Source organism: Actinoplanes sp. GCM10030250 (genome assembly GCF_042666575.1).
Lineage (GTDB): Bacteria > Actinomycetota > Actinomycetes > Mycobacteriales > Micromonosporaceae > Actinoplanes.
This window is the reverse complement of record NZ_JBHTDO010000045.1, coordinates 12,786-25,346: the sequence shown is the minus strand read 5'-3', so window position 1 is coordinate 25,346 and position 12,561 is coordinate 12,786. Positions and strand designations below refer to the sequence as shown.

General features: G+C 69.8%; 9 protein-coding genes. 6 read left to right on the top strand and 3 right to left on the bottom strand.

Going from position 1 to position 12,561, the window contains the following annotated elements; translation table 11 throughout:
- The first annotated feature begins 14 nt into the window (after positions 1–14).
- The 5 genes from ACFQV6_RS38240 to ACFQV6_RS38220 all read left to right on the top strand — a co-directional run bounded on the left by ACFQV6_RS38240 (position 15) and on the right by ACFQV6_RS38220 (position 4,662).
- Positions 15–437: an SRPBCC family protein gene (locus ACFQV6_RS38240; protein WP_378032593.1), complete on the top strand. Its 423-nt coding sequence runs from the start codon at positions 15–17 to the stop codon at positions 435–437.
- 470 nt (positions 438–907) lie between these two features.
- Positions 908–2,188, top strand: a complete 1,281-nt coding sequence (locus tag ACFQV6_RS38235; RefSeq protein ID WP_378032592.1) for an extracellular solute-binding protein — start codon at positions 908–910, stop codon at positions 2,186–2,188.
- Positions 2,189–2,190: 2 nt separating this feature from the next.
- Positions 2,191–3,099: a carbohydrate ABC transporter permease gene (locus ACFQV6_RS38230; RefSeq protein WP_378032591.1), complete on the top strand. Its 909-nt coding sequence runs from the start codon at positions 2,191–2,193 to the stop codon at positions 3,097–3,099.
- Between the two features lie 91 nt (positions 3,100–3,190).
- Entirely contained in the window at positions 3,191–4,087 is an 897-nt protein-coding gene (locus ACFQV6_RS38225; protein WP_378032590.1) for a carbohydrate ABC transporter permease, read from the top strand.
- The gene (locus ACFQV6_RS38220) at positions 4,084–4,662 is read left to right on the top strand and encodes a hypothetical protein (RefSeq protein ID WP_378032589.1); all 579 of its coding nucleotides are present in this window, start codon (positions 4,084–4,086) and stop codon (positions 4,660–4,662) included. Before ACFQV6_RS38225 ends, ACFQV6_RS38220 begins: the two co-directional genes overlap by 4 nt.
- 96 nt (positions 4,663–4,758) lie before the next feature.
- Here the strand turns inward: ACFQV6_RS38220 and ACFQV6_RS38215 are convergent, their stop codons facing one another.
- Both ACFQV6_RS38215 and ACFQV6_RS38210 read right to left on the bottom strand, forming a co-directional pair.
- Positions 4,759–7,008: a cellulose binding domain-containing protein gene (locus tag ACFQV6_RS38215; protein WP_378032588.1), complete on the bottom strand. Its 2,250-nt coding sequence runs from the start codon at positions 7,006–7,008 to the stop codon at positions 4,759–4,761.
- Positions 7,009–7,186: 178 nt separating this feature from the next.
- On the bottom strand, positions 7,187–7,918 hold the full coding sequence (locus ACFQV6_RS38210) for a phosphotransferase (RefSeq protein ID WP_378032587.1): 732 nt from the start codon (positions 7,916–7,918) through the stop codon (positions 7,187–7,189).
- A gap of 199 nt (positions 7,919–8,117) precedes the next feature.
- On the opposite strand from ACFQV6_RS38210, the gene ACFQV6_RS38205 reads away from it, so the two are divergent.
- A complete protein-coding gene (locus tag ACFQV6_RS38205) occupies positions 8,118–9,731 on the top strand; it encodes an ATP-binding protein (protein ID WP_378032586.1) in 1,614 nt (537 codons plus the stop codon).
- A gap of 437 nt (positions 9,732–10,168) precedes the next feature.
- On the opposite strand, the gene ACFQV6_RS38200 is transcribed toward ACFQV6_RS38205, so the two are convergent.
- Positions 10,169–12,556 carry a hypothetical protein gene (locus ACFQV6_RS38200; protein WP_378032585.1) on the bottom strand — a complete coding sequence of 796 codons (2,388 nt, stop codon included), beginning with the start codon at positions 12,554–12,556 and terminating at the stop codon, positions 10,169–10,171.
- Positions 12,557–12,561 lie beyond the last annotated feature (5 nt).

Here is a 12,561-nt window from a genome sequence, read left to right as displayed (position 1 = left end):
GGTACAGTGCCCGTATGCGCTACGAGCAGATCACCCTCATCGACGCGCCGCTCGAACTGATCTGGCGCCTGACCACCGACATCGAGAACTGGCCGGCTTTCCTGCCGACCGTGCAGCGGGTGGAGCGGCTGGACACCGGCGAGCTGCGGGCCGGCAGCGCCGCCCGGGTCAAACAGCCGGCGCAGAGCAGCGCTGTCTGGACCGTGACCCACCTCGAACCGGCGCGCGAGTTCACCTGGGAGACCAGCCGCCCGGGCCTGCGCCTGACCGGCCGCCACCTGCTGGAGACGGCCGGCGCGGGCACCCGGATGACGCTCGTCCTGGAAACCACCGGCCGCGCGGCCGGCGTGGTGTCGGCGCTCCTCGGCGGCATGATGCGGTCGTCGCTCCGCCGCGAGGCCGAGGGCTTCGCCCGCCACGCAACCGCGGTCCGCTAGACACCTTCCGGGGTGAAGGTCTGACCTGCGTCCCCGTTCAACGTCGGCCCGCCCGGCAACCAGCACCCGCCCCCCGAACGGCAGCCGGCTCGCACACAACCCGACCGTGCGCTTCCACCCACGCCGGGGCAACAACCAGCTCTCACACAACCTCACCGTGCGCGCCTGCTGGTCCAGGCACCCCGCCGTGGTGGAGGTCCGTCGCGGTTCGCATGCCCGGCCGGCCCAGGTCCAGCTGGGCGTGGGTGCTGTGCTGGGAGCCGCGAGGCAGCGGACTGTTGCACCAGAGATGCCGATCGATATTGTGTCGCGCGCCACTCACGTGTAACGATACAAGCCGCCGAGGCACCGATGCCGTTGGCTGCAGGAAAGCGCTTACTCGTCACGACGGTGCGAGGGTGCGGGGGTCGTGGCTTGAATCGATCCAATGCCCGAACACGTCGAGTTTGATCGACCCATGGGAGTACCTGATGGTGAACAGGCGTCAGCTGATCTTGCTGGGCGCGCTGGGTGCGGCAGCCCCGGCCCTGGCAGCCTGCGGCGGGGGAGACGCGGACGACGACGGCACCGGCGAGGCGACGCTGAACTTCGCCTTCTGGGGGAACGACGACCGCGCGAACAAGTACAAGCAGGCCATCGACCTGTTCCAGCAGCAGAACACCGGCATCAAGGTGCAGACCTCGTTCGCCGCGTGGGACGTCTACTGGCAGCAGCGCTCCACCGAGGCGGCCAGCTCCAGCCTGCCCGACGTGCTCCAGATGGACCTCGCCTACCTCGCCAAGTACGCCCGGACCCGCCAGCTGCTCAAGCTCGACGACCACCTCGGCGACGGCCTGACCGTCACCGGCATCGACCAGAACATCCTGCCCGCCGGCAAGTACGAGGACGGCACCTTCGCCATCCCCACCGGCACCAACGTGTTCACGCTTAACTACAACGCGAGCCTGTTCGCCGAGCTCGGCGTGCCGGAACCGAAGGCGCCGATGACCTGGGCGCAGTACCAGAAGCTGATCAACGACGTCTCCGCCAAGGGCACCGCCCGCCCGGAGAAGGTCTACGGCTCCGGCGACTACACCGGCGTCTTCTGGATCTTCCTGCACTACATCCGGCAGTCCGGCAAGGACCCGTTCACCGGCAACAAGCTCAACTTCACCGAGGCGGACCTGGCCACCTGGTGGTCGTCGACCGCCGCACAGCGGCCGACCCAGCTGCTGCCGGCCAAGGTTGTCACCGAGCTCAAGCCGGTCTCCCCGTTCGCCAAGAGCCGGACGGCGACCGAGTTCTCCTGGGACAACCAGGTCGCCGGATACATCGGCGACTCCGGCGGCAAGGGCGAGTTCAAACAGCTCACCCTGCCCACCGACAGCGGCACCAGCGGACTCTTCTACAAGGCCGCGATGCTGCTGTCGGTCGCCCAGAACTCCAAGCACCCCAAGCAATCGGTCAAGCTGGTCGACTTCCTGATCAACAACGCCGAGGTCGGCAAGATCTTCGGCACCTCCAAGGGTGTGCCGGTCGTCCAGGCGCAGCGCGACGCCATCCAGGCCACCGGCACCGACGCCAACGTGCTCGCCTACGAGGAGAGCGTGAAGAGTTCCGTCGGCACCTCCCAGGGCGCCCTGCCGGAAGGCTTCGGCACCATCGAGACCGACTTCCTGACCATCTCCGAAGAGATCAACTACGGCAAGGTCAGCCCCGCGGACGCCGCCAAACGGTGGTTCGCCAACGCCGCCGACGCCCTGGAACAGTAACGGTGGCAACACCCACCCTGGTCGAACAGCGCCGGCGGCGGGAGACCGCCGCCGGCTACACCTTCCTGTCACCCTGGCTGCTGGGCTTCTTCCTGCTCACCGCCGGGCCGATGATCGCCTCGCTCTACCTCTCCTTCACCGAGTACGACCTGTTCAGCGCCCCCGAGTGGGTCGGCGCCGAGAACTACACCAAGCTGTTCGCAGACGAACGGTTCCGGCACGCGGTCACGGTCACCCTCGGCTACGTCCTGCTGGCCACCCCACTGAAGCTGGCCGCCGCCCTCGCCGTCGCCATGCTGCTCAACGGCAAGCGCAAGGGCCAGGGCTTCTACCGCTCCGCCTTCTACGCCCCATCGCTGATCGGCGCCAGCGTGTCCATCGCCATCGTCTGGAAAGCCCTCTTCGGTACGGAGGGAGCCGTCGACCAGATCGGACAGTTCTTCGGCTGGAACTCCGGCGGCTGGGTCGGCAACCCGTCGCTGTCGATGCCGATGCTCGTCCTGCTGTCGGTCTGGCAGTTCGGCGCCCCGATGGTCATCTTCCTGGCCGGTCTCAAGCAGGTCCCCGCCGAGATCCACGAGGCCGCCCTGGTCGACGGGGCCGGCCGGGCCCGGCACTTCTGGAGCATCACGCTGCCGCTGATCTCCCCGGTGCTGTTCTTCAACCTGATCCTGGAGACGATCCACGCCTTCCAGATCTTCAACTCGGCCTATGTCATCTCCGGCGGCAACGGCTCCCCGGCCGGTTCGACCCTCTTCTACACGCTCTACCTCTACATGCGCGGCTTCGCCGACCTGCGGATGGGATACGCGTCAGCGATGGCCTGGCTGCTCGCCCTGGCCGTGGCGATCCTGACCCTGATCATGTTCCGGACGTCGAGGTCCTGGGTCCACTACGGAGGTGACCAGTGAGCAATTTTCACCTGGCATCGGGCCCGGCGCTGCCGGGCCGTTGTCCGGCGCCGGCGGCCGAGGCCCTCGCCACGTTGAAAAAGGCTCAGTCATGAGCACCGCGGTACTCACCGAGCCGAAGACGGAGCCCGCCGAAGCCACCGCGGCGCCGCCCCGCCGCTGGACCGGCAGCATCGGCTACCACCTCGGTGCGCTGGCCGTACTGGTCGTGGTGCTCTACCCCGGCGTGTGGACGATCGCCTCCTCGTTCAAGGACACGAGCCAGATCGTCGGCAGCGCCAACCCGTTCACCGCCTCGCCGAACCTGGACAACTTCCGCACCGCGCTGTCCGGGATCGCCGGGATCAGCTTCTGGCGGTTCTTCGGCAACTCCCTGCTGCTCGCCGTGCTGTCGGTCGCCACCGTCGTCGTCTCCAGCGCCCTCAGCGCGTACGCCCTGGCCCGCATCCGCTTCCCCGGCCGGGACCTGTGGTTCGCCCTGATGATCGGCACCATGCTGGTACCCGCGCACGTGATGCTGATACCGCAGTACATCGTGTTTCAGAAGGCCCAGCTGGTGAACACCCTGGTCCCGCTGCTGATCGGCAAGGTCCTGGCCACCGACGCGTTCTTCGTCTTCCTCATGGTTCAGTTCATCCGCAGCATGCCCCGGGAGCTGGACGAGGCGGCCCAGGTGGACGGCGCCGGGCACGGCCGGATCTTCTGGTCGATCATCCTGCCGCTGCTGCGACCGGCGATCGTCACGTCCTCGATCTTCGCGTTCATCTGGAGCTGGAACGACTTCCTCGGCCCACTGCTCTACCTGAAGAAACCCGAGATGTACACGCTGCCGCTGGCCCTGCGCCTGTACATCGACCAGACGACCACCTCCGACTACGGTGCACAGATCGCGATGGCGGTGCTCGCCCTCGTACCGGTGATGTTGATGTTCTTCGTCTTTCAGCGGTATCTCATCGAAGGCGTCGCCACCCAGGGCCTCAAGGGATGAACACGAGGTTCGCCCTGTTCGGCGAGGTCCTGCTCACCGGCGTGCTGGTCAGCCTCGCGTCGCTCGGCCTGGTCACCGCCCTGCCCGCCGCGATCGCCGGCGCCGGTCACCTGCGCCGCCACGTCGACGGCGACGGTGGCGGGCGGGCCGCGGTGGCCGCCGACTTCCGCGTGGCCTTCCGCCGGTTGCCCGCGGCGAACGTGGGACTGCCCGTGCTCGCCGCCCTGCTCGCCTGGAACCTCACCGCCGGCCGGCAGGCCGGAACCGCCGCGTATGTCGCCTGCCTGGCCGTTGCCGCGCTCGGCACGATCACCGTCGTGCGGCTGGCCGGCTCGTGGACCCCGGCGGACCCGCCCGGCTCGGCGACGGCCATCCGGACCGCACTGCGGCACACCGCCTCCGATCCGGCCGGAAGCCTGCTGCTGGCCGGTGCTGTGCTCGGCGCGGTCGCGATCGGCTGGATGCTGCCTCCCCTGGTCGCCGTCACGCCCGGCCTTCTCCTGCTCGCCTCCCTCGCGATACACCGGCGCCGCAGCCGCCATCCGAGCCGGCAGGACCACCTCACCGGCAACTGACCTCGGGGGCGGCCCGGCCGCTCGGCGAGTGCCGAGCGGCCGGGACTGGGCGGTCAGGACTGGGCGGTCAGGACCGGGCGGCCGGGGACTGGGCGGTCAGGGCTGGCGGATGACGGGGCGCGGCGGGGTGCGCATGTCCGCGCCGATGAAGAAGCTGGGGTGCGGGGGCTGGTTGTAGGCGGTGTTCTGCCAGGCCAGGGCGAGGCGGTACTGCGCGTCCTGGAGCAGGGTGGTGATCCGCCGGTCGGTGGGGGTCGAGGTCGAGTAGATGCGCAGGGCCGTGTTGTTCGACGTCGGCCAGATCACCTCCTCACGCCAGTCGCCGAGGATGTCGCCGGACAGCGACGGTGTGGACTTGGTGCCGTTGTTCGAGTGCACGTCGGACGCGGTGAGCAGCCGGGTGTCGCCCGAGGTGCCGTACTTGTCGATGTGGTTGCCGTCCAGCAGTTCCCGCACCGGGTCGGCGTCCCACCACGCGAGGAAGTTCATCGAGCCGGGCTTGCGGCTGTTGACCACGGCGCCGCTGGGGGAGCGCAGACCGGCGGGTGCCGCGGACCACGACTCGGCACCGGCGCTGCCGGCCCAGACGTCGGCCGAGACACCCCGGCCGTTGTCGCCGCTGGCCGGTGTCGACCACAGCACCTGCCCGGTTCGTGCGTCGGCGAACCAGGACGAGGGCTTGCTGCCGTCCTCGTCGACCTTGAAGACCTCCAGGCCGGTACGGTTCGGGTCGAGGTCGCCGACGTGCATGGCGTCGCCGTGCCCGTTGCCGTTGTTCCACAGGCGGCCGCCGTTGTCGTCGACGGCCATCGACCCGTAGACGATCTCGTCGCGGCCGTCGGCGTCGACGTCGGCGACCGACAGGTTGTGGTTGCCCTGGCCGGCGTAGGAGCTGTTGCCCGAGGCGTTGCTGTCGAAGGTCCAGCGCCGGGTCAGCGCGCCGTTGCGGAAGTCCCAGGCGGCGATCACGCTGCGGGTGTAGTAGCCGCGGGCCATGACGATGCTCGGCCGTGAGCCGTCCAGGTACGCGGTGGCGGCCAGGAACCGGTCGACCCGGTTGCCGTAGTTGTCGCCCCAGGACGACACGGTGCCGCGCGGCGGGTCGTAGTTCGCGGTCGCCGACACCGCGCCGGTGCGGCCGTTGAACACGGTGAGGAACTCGGGTCCGGCGAGGACGTATCCGTCGGCGTTGCGGTGGTCCGCCGAGGCGCTGCCGATCACCTGGCCGGTGCCGGAGACGGAGCCGTCCGCGGTCTTCATGGCGACCTCCGCGGACCCGTCGCCGTCGTAGTCGTACGCCTGAAATTGGGTGTAATGCGCACCAGCCCGGATGTTGCGGCCCAGGTTGATCCGCCACAGACGGGTGCCGTTCATCCGGTACGCGTCGACGTACACCGGATCGGTCACGCCGGCCTGCGAGTTGTCCTTGGCGTTGAGCGGGTCCCACTTGAGCACGATGTCGAGCTGGCCGTCACCGTCGAGGTCCGCGACGCTCGCGTCGTTCGCCACGTAGCGTGCCGAGTCCGGGTTCTGGATGGGTACGTCGAGATAGCCGGTGGCGAATCGCAGCGCGGCCGGGGAAGCCGGCTGCTCGGCGCCACCCACCACGGCGCGCACGGTGTACGCGGCACCCGATGCGGCGCCGGAGTCCAGATAGTTCGTCGATCCGGTGATCGGCGCCGAGTTGACCTTCGTGCCGTCGCGGTAGACGTTGAACGCGACGTCGGCGGGGTCGGCGGCCAGCCATCGCCAGCTCACCAGGTTGCCGCTGCCGGAGCGCACGCTGATCAAGCCGCGGTCGAGCCGCTCCATCTGCCGGCCGGACCCGGTCGGCGGCGGGGTTGTCGTCGACGGTGTCGGGCTGGCTGACGGCGAGCTTGTCGGCGAGCTTGACGGTGAGGTGGTCGGCGAGCTGGTCGGCGAGCTGGTCGGGCCGACGCCTCCGGTGCACGCTGTGCCGTTCAGGGTGAAGGCGCTGGGCACGGGATTGGTGCTGGTGAAGGCGCCGTTGAAGCCGAACGACGCGCTGCCGTTGGTGGGGATGGCCGCGTTGTAGCCGGCGTCGCGCACCGAGACCGCGGTCCCGGACTGGGTGAAGGAACCGTTCCACAGTTGCGTGACGCTCTGGCCGTCCGCGAACGAGAAGGCCAGGGTCCACCCGTTGACCGGGTCACCCAGGTTGGTGACGGAGACGGCGGCGCCGAAGCCGCCCTGCCACTGGTTGGTCACCGAGTAGTCGACCCGGCAGCCGGCGGCCGCGCTCGCCTCGAGTGCGACGGCGACCGATCCGCCGATGGCGACTGCCGCCACGGCGGTTGCGGACAGCACTTTTCGTGATGGGGACATGGGTGCCTGTGCCCTTCGGGGATTGGGAGCGCTCCCAGAAAGGGGTGGGAAGCGGCTCCGGTGATGGGGGAGTGGGGTGCGCGCAAGTTGGGGATGAGTCTGCTTCGCGCGCGACATTTACCATGCCTGCCGGGCGAAAAAGTGTCAATCGATTGAAGTGGATGACAGGGTGCCGTTCTCAGACCGCCCGGACTTCGGCGAGCCGCTTGACGGAATAGTCGTCGTCCCAGCAGACGGCGGCCTCCCACGCGGCCGACGCTTGTGCGGCGACGTCGTGCGCGACGTCGTCGAGGCCGGCGGCGTTGCCGGGGAGCACCAGGTCGAGGTCGGGGACGTCGACGTGCGACTCGTCCCAATCGATCAGCGCGACCCGGTCCGCGGTCATCCGGACGTTGCCGGGATTGAGGTCGCCGTGCACGACGCATGTCTGATGTCCGGCGAGCCGCGCCCACGCCGCCCGGCAGCGGGCAACACCGTCCGGGGGCATCGCGCCGAGGTCGATCCTCGTACCGGTCTCGGCGTGCAGCAGGTCGGACGACGATCGCCAGCCCGGGCGCTGGGGCCAGCCCCGCGTCAACTGATGCAGCCGGCGGAGGGTGCCGGCCACGCGGCGCCAGTCGGCCCCGGTTTCGGGCGCCCCACCCTCCAGGTAGGTCATCACCATCAGGCCGTCGGCGAACAGCCGGCCATCCGCCGCCGGGATCGGCACCGGTACGGTCAGGCCTTCACCGTCGAGGTACCGGAGGAGCTCGGTCTCCCACGCGAGATCAGCGTCGCTCCTGGTACCGAGACGGCCGACCGCGAGGCGCCCGTCGACGCGCACACGCCATACATCGTTGGCGACTCCGCCGGCGAGCGGTTCGACGCGAACGGCGTCCTCACCCCACCGCCCGAGTGCCTCCCACCCCACAGCCACATCTTACGGAGGCTCCGGACGTCGCTTCCGGCATGGCTCACTTCGCGCGGCGCCGCTGAGGGCTCGCTTCGCGCTGCGACTCGACTGACCAACACTGGGCGAGGACCTGCGTTAGCCTGAGCAGGACTGCGCCGCCCGCTTCCCCCGGGCCGGGCGCTGCCGGCCGTTCGCGGCGTCTTCACCGGGGGAAACGATGTCAGCAGGATCCGAGCGGATCGGTGACGCCGGCTCGGTGCTGCCCCATCAGGCGGCAGTCCTCGCCGCTGCGATGGAGGCCTACCTCGCCTTCGAGGCCACCGGACGGGTCATCGCCTGGAACCCCGCCGCGGAGAAGACGTTCGGATACACCCGGGCGCAGGCGTACGGTCAATCGGTTGAGCAGTTGATCGTGCGCCCTCAGGCCCGGCAGGCGGGACGCGCCGAACTGGCGACGCTGGCTTGCGGCCTGCCCGGGCACACCCTCGGCCGGCGGCTGCAGTGGTCCGCCTGGCACGGCGACGGCCACGAGATCCCGATCGAGATGACGCTGACCGCGACCGACGAACCCGGCGGCCGGGTGTTCCACATCTTCGCCCACGACATCACCACCGCCCAGCGCGCCGGCCGGTTCGCCGCGGCCGAGGCCGCCGTCGCGCGCGGCCTGGCCGAAGCCGACTCCAGCGCCGCAGCCTCGGCCCGGGTCGTCGAGGCCCTCGGCGTGAAGATGGGCTGGCCGGTCACCGAGCTGTGGGTTGTCGATGACGACCGGCAGCTGCTGACCTGCGCCGCCCGCCACGTCGAGCCCGGCCGGCGGCTGCGTGACTTCGCCGTCGGCACCCTCGAACCTGGCGTCGCACTTCCCGGCCGGGTGTGCGCCGACGGCGCGCCGCACTGGATCCCCGACCTGGCGACGGACACCGGATCGATGCGCAGCCGGGCCGCGGCCCGCATCGGTCTGCGCGTGGCCGTCGGTGTCCCGCTGTCCACCGGCCCGCACGTCCTGGGCGCGCTGTGCGTCTACGGCGATCGTGTCGAAGATCCCGAGGACACCCTGCTCGGCCTGCTCAGCGGGCTGGCCGCCCAGATCGGGCAGTACGTGCAGCGCCGCCGCGCCGAAGAACTCGCCATCGAGCTGGCCCGCACCAAGGACGAATTCCTCGCCATGGTCACCCATGAGCTGCGCAACCCGCTCGCGGCGATCACCGGCACCGCCACCCTGTTCAACGACGAGCTCGACGAGCTGACCCGCGACGATCAGCGGCACTACCTGCAGGTCATGATCCGCAACGCCGAACGCCTCTCGGTGATGGCCGAGGACCTGCTCGACCTGGCCCGGCTGGAATCCGGTCACCTGGCCATCAACCCCACCAGCACCGACCTGTGCGAGATCATCAACCAAGCGCTGCTCGCCGCCGCCCAGCCGCCCGGCAAAGACCTCACGATCACGGCCCAGCTACCGCAGAACCTGCCGCTGCACGCCGACCCGGGCCGGCTCCGCCAGGTCGCCGACAACCTGCTGTCGAACGCCATAAAATACACACCCACCGGCGGAACCATCACCATCACCGCCACCGCCGACGACAGCGGGCGAACCATCACCTGGACCGTCACCGACACCGGCATCGGCATCCCCGCAGCCGAACGGCCCCGGCTGTTCCGCCGCTTCTACCGCGCCTCCACCGCCCTCGACCGGCGCATCCCGGGCACGGGGCTCGGGCTGGTCATCGCCCGCACCATCATCGAACGCCACCACGGCACCATCACCCTCGCCGACCACACCGGCCCCGGCACCACCTTCACCATCGAACTCCCCACCAAACCCCAGTAGCCCCGCCCTCCGGCTCCCCCTGGCTCACTCAGCTGGGCGTGAGCGGTGGGTTTCGGGGCCGGAGGCACCGCTGAGCGCCAGCCGGCTGGCTCGGCTGGGCGTGAGCGGTGGGTTTCGCGGCTGCGAGCACCGCTGAGCGCCAGCTGGCTGGCTCGGCTGGGCGTCAGCGGTGGGTTTCGCGGCTGCGAGCACCGCTGAGCGCCAGCTGGCTGGCTCGGCTGGGCGTCAGGGGTGGGTTTCGGGGCCGCGAGCACCGCTGAGCGCCAGCTGGTCGAGGGCGGCTGGGCGTGAGTGCTGTCTCCACGCGGCCGAGACAGCACTCGGAGCCAGCTGGGGGCACCGCGAGTGTGCACCAAGGCGGAGCGGGGCAGTTGAGCCGCGAACCTGACGGTCGGCCAAACGCACCATGACGGCTGTCGACGGGGGTCGGTCGCTGCTCATTTCCAGGCGCAGGAGATTCCGCGGTAGGGCGGCCGCTCCCACTCCCTCTTCGGCGAATCCGTGAAGGTGATGTCGGACGAGTCCGCCCTGGTCAAAGTCTTGCCCTGCCACGTCCATCGGGTCTGCGAGCCGGTAGCCGGCAGTGTCTCGACAAAGGCGGATCCCTCGACGAGTTCAGGCACCCCGTTGTGGTCGTGATCAGAGCAGCCGATACCGACCGAGTAGGTGATGCTGGCGTCCTCGGTGAACAGTTCCGATGGGCCTTCGACGTCGTTATGGCGTACCAGAAGAAGTTTGTCCTTGGTGTATGTCAGCATCACCAGGAATTGGCTGTGCGCGCCGAATCCGACCACGATCATGGCCTCTTCCCCGGCCACGCCGTCGAAATCGGTGTGGGTGTGCACCACCGGCTGGGAGGGCTGGCCCTGTTCCGGGTCGGCGGGCAGGGCGAGGTCGGCGATCGGGCCCCGGGCCATCACGGCGCGTGCGGTCCACTGCTCCGATCGGCGGAAGGTGAGCAGGGTGTCGGCCCGGCCGTCGCCGTCGAGGTCCATCCTGGTGGCGCCCTGGCAGGCGGCGTCGGCGGGCGTGAAGGGGTTCGGCGTGATCACCGGGCAGTCCTGATAGTCGGTTTTCTTCTCCGGCAGCTTCGCTGCCAGGGCCTCCGGGAAGGCTTCCGGCGGGGTCGCGCGGGAGAAGGACGTCCAGGTGCCGTCAAGATCGATGCAGATCCGGTACGGCCGAGCCGCGCGTGCCGCGTCGAGAATCGCCCCCGCCTCCTCGGGGGCGAAACCGAGCGCGGCCACCCGGCCCGGGTAGGTGTTCAGGTCGGGATCGGCGAACCCGTAGACGTACGCGTCCCGTCCGGTCTCCGGGCATCGCCAGTGCAGCGGGGGTGTGCTCGTCAGGTCGGCGAGAGCGTTCGCGGCGTCGGGCCCGGCGACCGGATCGGGTTCGGAGCCGAGCGTGAGCGACGGCTTCTGGCCGGGGTCGGCGGCGTTGCCGAACTGGAGTCCCGGCTTGGGCAGGGCGTCGACGATGCCGGACCGGTTGGTGCGGTAGCCGGCGGCCGCGTCGTACAGGCGTTTCTGGGTGGCGACCACGGCGGCCGGTAGGGTTCCGGCCTCCTCGTTGAGCGCCCTGGTGGGGGCGATCGCGGTGCGCTCGGCGATGACGTGCTGCGATTTCACCTGCTGGATCGGGCTGCGCAGGATGGTCTGCACGATCGCCGGCGCGTCCTTGATCGCCGTGGTGATCGCGTCGACCTCCTTCGCGCGCGCCTTCTTGGCCTCGTCCTTCTGCGCGCCGTCGGCGCTCTCCCCGAGGGCGCTCCACCCGCTGGTCGCGGCCGACACGCAGTTGAGCAGGGCGCCGCCGAGTTCGGGGACGCGCTTGAGGTCGAAGGTGCGTGCCACCTCCTCGGTCACCGGCGCGGCGAGGACGCACTGCACGGCCGAGACGAGCAGGCCGACCGGCAGCATCGCGACGCTGAGCACGTCCACGACGAACTGGGCGATGACCGCCTCGAGACCCGGGCGGGCGAGGAAGTCGATCAGCCGGTAGCCGGCCGGCAGCTCCAGCTCGATCGTCCCCTTGCCGGGAAGGTAGGTGTAGTCGCGGTTGGCGTCGCCGAGCATCCGCCACACGTTGTCGACCAGCTTGACCCTGTCGGGCTGGGTGACCTGCATCGGCGGATAGCCTCGGAGCTGCAGGAACTGCCCGTACAGCCGGTTGTTGACGATCTTCAGGCGGGGCCGGTGGCCGTCGGTGCCGGCGGTGACACAGACCTTGATGTTGTCGCCCTTGACGCTGCCGCGCCAGATCTGTGAGGGTGGCGGGCACGCCGGATCGGGGGCGCGATAGGTGGCGTCGCGGTAGGCGGAGACGACGGCCGCGCCCAACGCCGCCGGCACCTTGAGGATCTTGTACGCCAGCTGCGCTCTCGCCTTGATCCGCCCCCGGACGGAGAAGTGCGTGACGACGGTGGTGATGGTCCCGCCGTCGGCGACACCGCCCTCGCTGACCCACGGTCCGTCCCCGTGACGCGACACGATCATCGTGTCGCCGTCGCCGGTCAGCGGAAACGCGACGGTCGCCGCCGAGCGCAGGCTGCCGCCGGTCAGCGTGATGTCGACGGGCCGGCCGTCCCACTCGGTGCCTTCCGGTGGAGCGACATCAACATGCTTGATGCGTACGTCGGTGTCGGCGCTCAGGGCGTTCGGCGTGAACCGGACCGTCACCCCGTCGACGCCACGTACCGTTCCGCCGGTTGCGGCTTTCACCCGTACGGTGTCGCCGGAGCGCACCACCTGCCAGACGGCGAAGGCCCCCGCCAGCAGGACGACCACCACCGCTGCCGAGATCAGTCCCGTCTTTGTGCGCACGACTA

Excerpts from the sequence above, each read along its gene's own strand:
- ACFQV6_RS38240 (WP_378032593.1), top strand. The coding sequence starts at position 15 with ATGCGCTACGAGCAGATCACCCTCATCGACGCGCCGCTCGAACTGATC.
- ACFQV6_RS38235 (WP_378032592.1), top strand. The coding sequence starts at position 908 with ATGGTGAACAGGCGTCAGCTGATCTTGCTGGGCGCGCTGGGTGCGGCA.
- ACFQV6_RS38225 (WP_378032590.1), top strand. The coding sequence starts at position 3,191 with ATGAGCACCGCGGTACTCACCGAGCCGAAGACGGAGCCCGCCGAAGCC.
- ACFQV6_RS38220 (WP_378032589.1), top strand. The coding sequence starts at position 4,084 with ATGAACACGAGGTTCGCCCTGTTCGGCGAGGTCCTGCTCACCGGCGTG.
- ACFQV6_RS38215 (WP_378032588.1), bottom strand. The coding sequence starts at position 7,008 with ATGTCCCCATCACGAAAAGTGCTGTCCGCAACCGCCGTGGCGGCAGTC.
- ACFQV6_RS38205 (WP_378032586.1), top strand. The coding sequence starts at position 8,118 with ATGTCAGCAGGATCCGAGCGGATCGGTGACGCCGGCTCGGTGCTGCCC.